Annotated in this window: 13 protein-coding genes and 1 pseudogene; 2 read left to right on the forward strand and 12 right to left on the reverse strand. The window is 29.4% G+C overall.

Features of this window, described 5'->3' with window-relative positions; translation table 11 throughout:
- Positions 1-2 precede the first annotated feature (2 nt).
- From HT718_RS04770 to pezA, 11 genes and pseudogenes are all read right to left on the reverse strand, one after another.
- Complete coding sequence (locus HT718_RS04770; RefSeq protein ID WP_173267644.1) at positions 3-686, reverse strand: helix-turn-helix transcriptional regulator; 684 nt, start codon at positions 684-686, stop codon at positions 3-5.
- A 234-nt stretch (positions 687-920) separates the two neighbouring features.
- The gene (locus HT718_RS04775) at positions 921-2357 is read right to left on the reverse strand and encodes a beta-carotene 15,15'-monooxygenase (RefSeq protein ID WP_173267646.1); all 1437 of its coding nucleotides are present in this window, start codon (positions 2355-2357) and stop codon (positions 921-923) included.
- A 9-nt stretch (positions 2358-2366) separates the two neighbouring features.
- Positions 2367-2831, reverse strand: coding sequence for a hypothetical protein (locus HT718_RS04780; protein ID WP_173267648.1), 465 nt, complete (start codon positions 2829-2831; stop codon positions 2367-2369).
- A gap of 106 nt (positions 2832-2937) precedes the next feature.
- Positions 2938-3561: a hypothetical protein gene (locus HT718_RS04785; RefSeq protein ID WP_004241055.1), complete on the reverse strand. Its 624-nt coding sequence runs from the start codon at positions 3559-3561 to the stop codon at positions 2938-2940.
- Positions 3548-4126, reverse strand: a complete 579-nt coding sequence (locus HT718_RS04790) for a hypothetical protein (RefSeq protein ID WP_000099892.1) — start codon at positions 4124-4126, stop codon at positions 3548-3550. The genes HT718_RS04785 and HT718_RS04790 overlap by 14 nt, the downstream gene beginning before the upstream one ends.
- Positions 4119-4424, reverse strand: a complete 306-nt coding sequence (locus HT718_RS04795; protein WP_000910344.1) for a helix-turn-helix transcriptional regulator — start codon at positions 4422-4424, stop codon at positions 4119-4121. The genes HT718_RS04790 and HT718_RS04795 overlap by 8 nt, the downstream gene beginning before the upstream one ends.
- 618 nt (positions 4425-5042) lie before the next feature.
- Positions 5043-5462 carry an IS200/IS605 family transposase gene (gene tnpA, locus HT718_RS04800; RefSeq protein WP_255265119.1) on the reverse strand — a complete coding sequence of 140 codons (420 nt, stop codon included), beginning with the start codon at positions 5460-5462 and terminating at the stop codon, positions 5043-5045.
- Positions 5463-5777: 315 nt separating this feature from the next.
- Positions 5778-6278 (reverse strand): DUF4411 family protein, encoded by a 501-nt coding sequence (locus HT718_RS04805; RefSeq protein WP_000281040.1) that lies wholly within the window; start codon positions 6276-6278, stop codon positions 5778-5780.
- A gap of 3 nt (positions 6279-6281) precedes the next feature.
- Complete coding sequence (locus HT718_RS04810; protein ID WP_000616064.1) at positions 6282-7388, reverse strand: ImmA/IrrE family metallo-endopeptidase; 1107 nt, start codon at positions 7386-7388, stop codon at positions 6282-6284.
- A gap of 203 nt (positions 7389-7591) precedes the next feature.
- A pseudogene (locus tag HT718_RS04815) lies at positions 7592-7681 on the reverse strand (toxin PezT); the annotation flags it as partial.
- Positions 7681-8157 carry a type II toxin-antitoxin system antitoxin PezA gene (pezA, locus tag HT718_RS04820; protein WP_173267684.1) on the reverse strand — a complete coding sequence of 159 codons (477 nt, stop codon included), beginning with the start codon at positions 8155-8157 and terminating at the stop codon, positions 7681-7683. The pseudogene HT718_RS04815 and the gene pezA, both read right to left, overlap by 1 nt.
- Before the next feature lie 349 nt (positions 8158-8506).
- Here pezA and HT718_RS09585 point away from each other — a divergent pair, with 349 nt between their 5' ends.
- Together HT718_RS09585 and HT718_RS04825 are read left to right on the forward strand one after the other, a co-directional pair.
- Positions 8507-8776 (forward strand): hypothetical protein, encoded by a 270-nt coding sequence (locus HT718_RS09585; protein ID WP_240147355.1) that lies wholly within the window; start codon positions 8507-8509, stop codon positions 8774-8776.
- The gene (locus HT718_RS04825) at positions 8736-10850 is read left to right on the forward strand and encodes a DNA repair protein (protein WP_240147356.1); all 2115 of its coding nucleotides are present in this window, start codon (positions 8736-8738) and stop codon (positions 10848-10850) included. Before HT718_RS09585 ends, HT718_RS04825 begins: the two co-directional genes overlap by 41 nt.
- On the opposite strand, the gene HT718_RS04830 is transcribed toward HT718_RS04825, so the two are convergent.
- A complete protein-coding gene (locus tag HT718_RS04830) occupies positions 10845-11843 on the reverse strand; it encodes a D-alanine--D-alanine ligase (RefSeq protein WP_173267650.1) in 999 nt (332 codons plus the stop codon). The two genes, HT718_RS04825 and HT718_RS04830, sit on opposite strands and share 6 nt — an antisense overlap.
- Positions 11844-11894 lie beyond the last annotated feature (51 nt).

Below are 11894 nucleotides of genomic sequence, written 5' to 3' on the forward strand. Positions count from 1 at the left end.
ACTCAGTCCTCTAAAGGCATAAAGTTTCCAACAATTTTCCCTATGATACGAGGATTCTCATCATAAGGCGCAAACTTATCTGAATAGTTCCGATTGAGTGAAACTAAACGTAGCCCATTTTCTTCACGATACACTTTCTTGATATAGGTTTGACCATCCCAATCTATGGCATAGATAGCTCCATCATAATCAAATCCTGTTTGCTTAATAAGGGCTACAGAACCATTTTCGTATGTTGGTTCCATCGAATTACCAAACACCCATGATGCAAAATCATAATCAAATTGGTGATTAAAGTAAACTGTATCGTAATTACCATCATCAAAATAAGCTGTTCCTGTACCAGCTGATAATTTTTCGTAGACCTTATAAGCAAAACGCTCAGGAATGTCTACAACCTTCTCATTCTGTTTGTTCAACAATTCTGTAGCATAATGAAGTGTCGCTTTTTGATTCTTTTCCGTTAGCTTGAGATAAGTTTCAACTATTTCATACTCTGATTCAAAATAGCAAGGGTCGACAGTTAAAATCTGGCTCAACTTACTTAGATTATTTTGATTCGGTTTTGTTTTACCTGATTCCCAATTAAAGTATGAGGCTCTACTGATTCCCAAACTGGATGCAAGTTGTGATTGCGATAACCCTTGACTTTCTCTTTTTTCTTTTAATTTAGTGGGTGAAAACATTTGTTCTCCTTTTTGTAAGTTTATTAACTAACAAAAAGGAGACCATAGCTGATGGAAAAAATCAAGAGTTTAATAACCCCCAAGTTCTAATTCCGAGAATACATTTGAAATAAAAAAGAATGCTGACAAATCAACATTCTTTTTATGTATACCGATAGAAAAATAGTTCATTTTGTTTCTTTAGCTACCCGAAAGCTACCACGCATTGCAATACGAAAAAACTCATTTAAAGAATTATTTTTTTCTCTTTTCAATTTTTTGCATACACTCATTATAACTCTCTATATAATAATACGAACTATAATATCCTGAAAATCTCAAAAATTCAGTAGCTCTTTTATATTGCTTTTGTACTTTTAATTCCTCACCATAGAGAACTAAAAATTCTATTGGGAGTACCTTTTGGTTGTCCAGCAATTTTTCATCATTTAATTTGTTTTTAATGAAATTTTTTATTGTAAGTTTTTCATTTTCTTTTTTCTTTATTCTATATTCAAGTGATAATATTAATAACTGGTAATTCTCATATTCTATTTTTCTTTTTTCTCTAATTAATTGTAATAAGTTTTCGAAACTATCTTTCATCTCAAGTTCTGTTCTTATTATTAATTGACCCAATAATTTAATCTCATCTATTTCAGCAATTGTAGCTACTAAAAATTCATCAGTTAAATATTTTTGCTCTAAAAGTTCAAATGAATTATCAAAATACAAATAATAATTAATTTCATCTTTTTTTACAAGAGTTTCTATTTCATTGTATAAACTAAAAAATCTATCCAGCGCAAAATATAACGCAAATAATACCGTAAAGATGCTTTCATTATCCTTTATTTGTTCAGTTAACAATACAGTAGTAAATACTAAAATATAGATAATGGATTTTAATAGAATTTCTAAATGCGGATTCTTTGTTTGAAATTGTAGGCCGAATCTCATTACTAAAACTAAGACTAACAACAGACAAATACCAAATGGTAGTTTAAATAGTACGGAAACTATTAAAGAAATTATATAGCATGCTAGAACTTGAACTAATGTTTTTATTGTATCTATTTGATTTCCATCAAATCTATCATTCTCTATAAGATTTAATGGCCCTAGAAATAGAATTATATTGCATAGAAACCTATATACACTCCCTTTACCAAGTTGTGTTAAAGGGATTGAAATGATAATTACTCCAATGAAAATTGTAATCTGATATTCACCATAAACTATAACTGAAAAGATAATTATTGCAAGACTTTTAATTATTTGATTAATGAAACTTTCTTGCTTAAACATCCGATAAATGATGAAGAGTATAATACCAACAATTATTATTCTTATTATTAGGACACCGAAAACATTTAACGTATTTCCAATATTTGGAACCTTTAATTCAGGAAATTCACTCAAATCTATTCTCGTAGAATACCCTATTAAATAATTGAGTAGTTGTTTAATATTAGCATGCAAAACAGTTGCATAGATAATTAAATCATTAAATAAAACTGCCAACAAATTATCCCATAAAAATTTTATAGTTCCTAAAATATAAGCAATTATACTTAATAGCATTAATCCTGAGATTAAGTCTTTTTTTACTAGGTCACCATCACTTATTCTTAATATTTTATTTCTGAGTAGTTGAAACCTATTATTTTTTTCAAACTTTTCAAAATCCATATTCTTCTCCTACTGTAACTTTTTCCAATCATCACTTATTTTATAATTAGACTGTTTCCATGAATCTTTAATTTCAAATATTTTATATTCTTTATACTTATCATTTGTATCAAAATAAGATAATCTAACTTCATCAAAGTCATGAAAGTCTATATCTTTCCCTTCTATAATGAATTCCAAGTCGTATCTTTTTATTTCTCCTGCATCAACTAAGAATGAATATGAACCATTATCTCCCAAAACAGTTCTCCTAGAATGCGTTGACTGTTTTGTTTTAGAAACAAATTTTCCAGCCGAATATAAAGATAAATTTAGATTTCTCACAATCTGTCTAGTTCCTTTTGTATTATGGATTTCAATCCATAGTGGTAGGTCAAAATATAGTTCATTATTTTCTTTATAAAACCCCCAAGGATTTGATGAAATTTTATTGTAAACTGTTTTATAGTAAATATTGGTTTCCCCTTGTTCCATCAAATACTTCTTGATATATGCTTGTATAAGCAGAGTAATCGATGAAGATATTATTGAAATAAATGCACCTAATAACGTCGAATTATTCAAAAAGTAACTTAAGAACTCACTCATAGTTTTCTCTTTTCCCATCATAATAAATTTTATCTAACAATGTTTCATTTACTGTTTGTAGTTCCTCACTACTAATACATTTTACATCAATATCTAACTGGTCTAGTTCACCAAACTTCGATTCTAAATCTAGTAATATATCAATCAACTTTATTTTCACATTACTTAAGATATTCTCTAAACTAGCTTTATTTACTACTTGTTCTAATGTATAACACTGAATAGCACATTTACTTGCACTATAAACCATTGGGGCAAGTTCAATTAGGTCATATCTCATTTCTATTGATAAATTACGCTCAATCGTACCTATACCATTAGTAATTTGCCGTTCTCTTAAAAATTTTTTTATTTCATCTGTAAAATATGATTCTGACAGTGGTGCTGACCTAACTGTAAAATTTCTATTTATCCCTGAGTATCTTATATAATACGCAATACCTTTCCTATACTGAGGAATTTCATCATCTATCTTATATCCTCTTAACTCATTTTCAATCCATTTTTGCAGTTCAGAATTTTTTAATGAATACGTAATTACTCTTAATCTTAAAAGTGCGCTTTCTAAACTAATAGATTCTTCAGCAATATCCCTAATTAATTTACTTTTTGTCATTCCCACCCTCCTTATGCGAACTAACTATTTCAATCAATTGGAAATCAATTTGGTTAATAAAAATCCATACAATCAGGCAAAAATAGCAACTGAACAAAAAGTTAACAAGATTTTGCTCACTGTTCAAAAACCCTAGAAAATCGAGTAAACAGTTTTCTAAATTTTCATTCTTAAATTCTATTTTGTTAATCATAGGAAAGAATTCTTTATTTGAGTTTTCAATGATAGATAATAAATCTCTATTAGATAGAAATAAAAATAGCAATATGACTTTATTATCTTTTGAAAACTTGATAAATCGTGATTTATAAATTTTATAATGAGTATTTTTAAAAAATGAAGAATTAAATTGGGTATTTAATACTACCTCTTCTTGTTGTCTTTTACTTTGTTTTATATATTTAAAAAATAAACAACAAGAAGCAAAAAATGCCTCAAAAAAAATAAAATTAGTATATTCCCAACCAGTAGCTGTTAGGACTAGAATATCAAATAGCAGTTTAGCTAATGCGAAAATTAAAAATTTTATAATCGGACACACAAATTTATCAAAAACACTACTCATATTTTCTCTCCTTAAGATATTGCTCTACCATATTATATATTTCGTTTTTATCTTCATCTGTCAAATCATATTCTCTAAGTATTCTCACGATCTCCTCAATTCCATCATATCTTCCATTTAATGCTTCCGTTGTTGTATTGAAAACATCAGCTAGTTTCTTGATTGTCTCATATTTAGGATTCCTTCCTCCACTTTCCCACCTTGCATACTGAGCTTGTGATACTCCTAATCTTTCTGCAACTTGAGCTTGAGTTAATCCATTATTAAGTCTTACTTTTTTTAAATTATCTTTTAACATATTTAAGTTTTTCCATACTTTTTATTGACTTATAACCAAAAGGATAGTATTATATTTATATCCAAATGGTATTATTTTGGCATCTCATAATATTTTTAAGTGCATAATTGCTAGCTAATAAAGCTCTACTATATCATTTGGAGCTTTATTATAAAACCACCTCAATTATACCAAAACGGTTATACAAAGTCTATGATAATCAATGTATAGCTTATGATAAAGTTTTCGTTAATTACAGTCAAAGCTAGAAGACAAAGACGAGGGAGATTGCCGGAGGCAAATCTCCCGAAGGTTGCAGCTCTACTAGCTTTGACAGTAAACTGGCGATTCTAATAGCCAGCAAACAGATACACTTAAGGCAACGCCCTAAGTAACGTGTCGTCAGTAAAATTCAAGAGTAACATTGACCTACGCATTTAGCAATTATAGAAAGAAGGTGTTACAGATGAAAAATAACCTTCAAGCACTACGAGAATACCAAAGTCATAACCACCCGTGAAAACGGGTGGCTTGTACACCGGCTATAAGCCGTTTCTCTCCAGCGACGTCTAAAGACGCTAGCTGAACTTCGTTCAGGTCGTGCTATATTACTTGACTAATGCCCGTCACAACGGGCTTTTACCTTGTTCTAAAACCGCCATCAGAAAACGGATCTTCATATTCTTTTACACTCAGCTTATCGAGTGCAATGTCATTCTTTTCCTGCTCGCGAATATATTTAGCTACGGTCTTTTCGTTTAGTCCAACGGTACTTACATAGTATCCCCTAGCCCAAAACTTTCGATTTCCATACTTATATTTTAAATTAGCGTGCTTATCAAATATCATCAATGCACTTTTACTCTTGAGATACCCAATAAAATCGGAAATCGAAAGTTTGGGAAGTATCAGTACAAGCAGGTGTACATGGTCCAGCATCATATGACCTTCGATAATCTCAACGCCACGACAACGGCATAGATGTTTGATAATATCTATCAAATTCGACCTTACTTTGTAATATATCGTCTTACTGCGATACTTAGGTGTAAAAACTATATGATATTTTCACATCCATTTGGTATGTGATAAACTGTAACTGGTTTTAGCCATTTATTTTTCCTCCTTTATCTAACCTGAACAATTAGATTATACTTGGAAAAATAAATGGAAGCTAGAAGCCTTGTCAGGTTTTTCTCTACGAGAAAAACTGGCTTGAAGCCATAACAAAAAACAAACGCCAAAAATGACGTTTGTCTTCGTTCTAAAGAGCTTAGAGCCTTGTGACTCTTAAATTATTTCATCTCATCTCTAGTATAACAAAAAAGTCATCAAGTTGTTGACTTTTTCAGCGGGCTCATAAAAGAGGACTTTTTAAACAGATAAACCAATTTCCTCAAAGAACTCATTCATTGAGATACATCTTACTCCTAATTGGTCACACACATCTGGAATTTTAGCATTTTTGCTAGGGTTTGTAGAATTTAAATTCACATTTTTTACTTCATCAGTAACTATAGTATAATTCATACTTTTCGCAATAGCTATCAACCATGGATCCGCAATATCAGCATTTGCCCATCCTTTTTGTGACATAAGCGCTGCATCTTTATAGTAAGGACTACTCTGGATATGCTGAATAATGGCACTCCACTCTACCACATAAGACTTATGATCAATTATGGACTTAGTGTAGTTATTCGTTAACCAGTCTCTAAACCAGTCATCTTGGTAATTTTCCGAGATTACAATTTTTGGAATCACAACACTTGAGTTTAAAATACCAGCAAAGTTTGACCAGAAGGTAGGAAAAAAATCTTTACGATAATATCTATCATAAAAGTTTATGTATATATTTGAATCTAATAAATACATTTATCATCCTCCCCTGCTTAATATTTTATATCCTTTATATCCAACCCCTACGATACCAAAAGCATCTGTATAAGTAATTTTATTTTGCTGAACAGCATTATTCACATGATTGAAAAAATTAGAATCCATTCTAAATAGAAGGTTGTTGTGATAATTACCTCCACCAGAATTTTTTTTAATATTTTCAATTAACTTAAATTCAGCTTCAAGTTCATTTTGTAAAGACATAAAGTCCTTTCTTGAAAGCATTGATAAATCATATAGTCGTCTTAAAATAACAAACTTACTTACTTCAAATTTTCTAGATAAACTATCAAGACTGGTTCTGATATCTATTTGATTGTCAAACATATCACTAATTAATTCTTTTGGAACTAAAATCTCAGCTGTTATTGAATTTATTATTGCTTCTGTCTTACTTCGTTTTTTTGAATCTTCACCATCAAACAGATCACTATCCCCATATAATAAATGGACAAACTCATGAATTAATGTGAAAAACTGTCCAGTCTTCGAATCCAACTGATTAATAAAAATAATTGGAGCCTTCTTATCAGATAACACGAAACCTCTAAACTCATTTAGATTTAACGGACGATGTGTATTATCCTTATACTTACCATTTAAAAATATGAAAATTCCTAATTGACCGAGTATTTTTCTATAATTATCAAATCTTTTTCTGGTAATTTCATTTCCTAACAATTCTTTTGCTTTCAAAATTACATCTGAATAATCATCATCAAAAGTAAAGATACCTACAAAAGGGCACTCATTCTCAACTATTTCTTTCAAAAATTCCTGTTTCTCTTGCATTTCAATAATTGTATCTTTTAATTCAGAACTGATATCAGATAAAAGTTCTGAATTGAATGTCCTAAAATCAACATTCAAAGAACTAGCAGAAATAGGCTCTTTTAATAACAATAATCCAGTAGGAATATTAATCAGTTTAGAAAGTGCATATACTTGATTAAAGGTAGGCTCTAATTCCCCTTTTAAAAACTTATCAATATTAGGTAATTTTTGTCGTAAATATTCGATAGGAGTATTAGAGTTACGAATATATGTAGATAGAACTTCAGTATTTACATTTAAACGTTGAATCATAACTTGCCCCCCATACTTTTTAGTTTATTATACCAAAAAAATTAGAAAAATTCTATGTTATTTTCTTATTTCGTCATATACGTAAAACTCAGCTACTATCCACTCCAGATATAATATGGAAGGTATAGTTTGGATTGCCATTGTAGTTGGTTTCTGAGATAAGGAATGAGCCATCTGGGTACACCTTCTATCGCTATAGGTTACTTACTGTACTTTTTTCCTCTTGTCAGTGAGCGAACGTTCCGAGCTAAAGCATGTTTGAATGCACTATCGGTATAATCTTGGATTTCCATTAGGCTACCATCCGTTTTTCAGATATCTCTAACATACGTTCAATTCCATCCAAATAGCCGCTATATCTCTCTATTTCATCAAAAGTTTCTACTAGATAGATATTCGTATGAATCAAATCAGATAGATCATCACTCATTAAAATCCAAGGATTAGATTCATCATCAATGCTAATTCCCTGACTATCTTGATAACGATAGAGTCGAGATAATAGATTAGCACCTCTTTCTTTCACAATTTCAATTTTTAAAGTCAATTCATAATCTTCAACAGGATTAAGCATTTTATCTTCCCCTACAATATCGACATAAGATACATTAAACTTTTGACAAATGATGACTATTAGTTCCGTAGAAACTGAACTCGTTCCATTTTCATATCGACTCAGACTATTACGTGAAATACCTACAATCCGTGCAAATTCGGGTTGGGTCAAGTCATGTGTTTTACGTAAGGATTTTATATTGTTATCAATTATAGTATGCTCCTTTTACTTGATAACACTATTATAACATTAAAAATAAAAAAACAGGTTCTAAATTAATAGAAAGTATAATTCTAAAATTAGAATTTTCGTGATAATCCTATAAAATGTTACTTTTCTAATAAACCTGTACTTATTTCCTTCAAACTACACAACTCTCTAGTTGTTGTAAGTTTGTAATTCACTCAAAAGTATTCGATATAATTTCAAAACAGTATTTTACTTTATAGTTGACCAATAACATTTAATTCTAACTAAAAAAATCATTATACAAATCAAGCTACTAAAGATGACTTTATGGTATACTAGTGATAATAAATTGTTATCGGTAGGAATTTTAATTATGTCTCAATGGAATCAGTTTTTAACAGAGATTGCTAATTCAATTATTCAAGCTCATACAGCTCAAAAGTCACTTTCACTATATGTTCCCTTTGAAGATTCTTTATCAAAATCCTTAGCGTTTGATAAAATATCACAAGAACTATTAGAAAGAGAAATTGATGGGAATGGAACAGTACTATATAGTGATTTCGGAGATAACGATATTACAGACGAGTATAAACTATCATTTGCAGAAAAATTTTTCAAACCCTGTTTCAATGTCTGTTAATAGCTCTATATCAGGATTCGGAACAGCTGGTATATCATTAAAATATGATTCAACTAATGTAGAGAAGAAAATTTTAAATAATAGCAACAACTACAGATTAATATTTCTAATACAACATTGGGAGTGGCTAGGGAATGAACTAAAAGTATTTTTTATACGTCTTATTAATAATATCTCTCATTATGAAAAGAAATATAATAAATCAATTATTATTGTAGTTGGAGGTACAGAATTCAAAAATAGCAACATTAACTTTTCCAAAAACTTTAATATCCATCATTTTGAATTAAATGATTTAAAAGACACTTTAGGTAACATTATACAAGTATCAAATCTCTCTGATGATCTGGTAGATACATTGTATCCTTTAACAAAGGGAAATCTAGAAAAAATTTACAATTTTATTTCACTATCACAGAATAATTCCAAGACTGAAAGGTTATTAGATGATTTGTTAAATACGATTGAGAAGGACTTTAGAGAGAATAAAATTGATGTTGATTTCATTTATCAGCTATCTGTCCTTCCTGAATATTTCAACCCATATGATGCTGAAGAATATTTTAATTTAAAAACTTTTCAAATTGAAAAAGCTATTGATATCTTAAAAAAATTACTAGTCCTAATTCCTGTAAAAAATAGAACAAATTTTTATAGTTTGATATTGATTATGAAAGATAAACTTCTTTTAACGGTTGAAAAAGGACAAAAAGAAATCTATAGACGGTACTATCATTATCTATGCGGGAAGGAACCGTTTAATTACAGACTAAAGATAGAAATTTTGGCAAAACTTAAGGAGAGTCAAGAATATTTATTATCTCTATATTTACTTTGGTATGAACATTTATTGAATCAAAATGAGATACTAGAAAGCGAAAAAAATAGTCTAAATAGACTTGAATTTCTCACTGAAGAGACTAAATCAGTATTTTTTAAATGTATCAATCACAAATATACAAATGATGCTAACTCTCTTTATACAGAAATCTTACCTGAAAGTTCGTTATTAGCTTCGATATTATTAAAGAATGATATTAATTTTCAGGGAAATACATCACAAGATTTTTCTTTTAAATCACTTTGTGACACGCTTTATGAAAATATATTTGCCGAAAGCAATAAAGATATCATTATTGAACCTGTTCACTATCTTTCATGTATTTACATGCTACTACCTCATTTAATAGATAAACTTAATGAAGTTGATAAATTCCAAGTTTTAAATGAAAATATCGTCAAAAAATTTTATACAACAAAAGATATTGAACAAAGTGCACAATATCTTGAAAATATCTATTTAAGAAAAAGTTTTTTATACAAGGACAATGATAGATCAATCAACGATGCAAATAAGGCTTTAAAATTTTTTACCGATATTGATGATAAAATTGAACAGTATTATACACTTGGAAGTCTTCTAGGACTATTACTTGTTTCGTCCAACTATGAGCGAGCAAAACAGGTGAAATATGAAATAGAAGCATTATCAGATAAACACAATCTACCAGTATACTGGAAGTCTAAAAATAATTTTGTTGTACTAGACTTTCTTTCAGGTGTGAAAGGAGATTTTGATTATTGGAAATCTCAATTTGAAAGGATTATTAACGAATATGAACTAAATGATGTAAGTAAGCACTTAATATATACAAATCTATGTTCAATTTCACTGTATTATTCTAAAATAGAAGAATACAGATGTTATAAAACAATACTTGAAGAGTTGATGAGGGTTGAGGATTTAGCCGACCTTGATGATACTTCAATAGATGATTTTTATCGTTATTATTTTGGATGGTTTGAATTTTGCTTGTTGTTACTAGAGAATAAGCATCAACAAGCAAAGAATAAATACAATCAATTAGAAGGTTTTTCTCCTGTTATTTTCGAATCAGATAAAAAATTATTAGTTGAAAAACATCGTCGCTATAAAAAGATTCTTGAGTCAGATATAGAAACAGGAAAGGAATTTTCTGATTTTATATCACAAACCAAATTTTCTTCAAGGGAATGGAATTACTTTCGAAGGGGTCTTATGCTGACTGATATACAATATACTAGTGCATTATAAACTGCTTAATATTACTAGTTTATGAAGATCAGCCATTGTAAATCCATATTGCTCAAAGTCAAAATTAAATGAACTATGGTCAGTTGTGTAGGGCATTGTTGCAATATCAAAAACAAAATAACTCCCATCTGACTTTATTCTAAAATCAACTCGTCCATAAGTAGTTATACCTAAGTATTTGGCGAGTTTTTTTGTTGCCTTTTTTAATTTTGTACATATTTGTTGATCTTCTAACCATTCAAATGAATAACAATTATTATCAGAAAGTTCGCTTGTTAGAATTTCTGCAGAAGATACGATTCTGACTGGATCTAATATAAGATATTCCCCTTTAATATTGAAAAATGGGACTTCAACTTCAATTCCTGAAATATACTCTTGCAGTAGAAAGTCTTCATTTTCTATATTAGTCCACTCAAAATTATCTATGATTGAATCATTGGAAAGATTAATACTTGCGGATTCCGAAATTTCTTTTCTAATATATTTTTGAGCGTCAAAAGGCTCACCTAATACTTCGCCATCTTTGATACAAACCGTTTTAGGTGTTGGAATATGAAAGCAATCTGCAACAGCTCCCCAAATAAATTTATTACGACATAAGGAAACCGTTAGTGCATTTGAACCTGTATAATCAATACCGAAGTAATCACAAAAAGAAGGAATCAACGATTTTTTTCCTTCTTTTCGACCGTCTCTAGCCAAATTATAAACTAATAATGTTTCTTTTGATAAGTTCGGATAGTATTTTAAGATATATTCAAAAAAGTCTATTTCAGTATAAAAAACATTCATACATAAACCAGTTTTTAACAGTGCTGAAGCTATTTCCTCAAATTCTGATAGCGAAAAAAATTCACTATCAGATGCATGTTCAATTGTATAGTACGACATTTTCTTAGTTTGTTTTTGTAAATTAGCAACTAAAAATAAATTGGTCTTAGAACACAATGTATCAAAATTTTGTAAATAAGACTGTAGCAATTGTTTCATGATTCTTTCCTACCGATAACAATTTATTATCACTATACAAAGCACCCAAAT

The sequence above is a fragment of the Streptococcus sp. 714 genome (assembly GCF_013277115.1).
Classification (GTDB): Bacteria; Bacillota; Bacilli; order Lactobacillales; family Streptococcaceae; genus Streptococcus.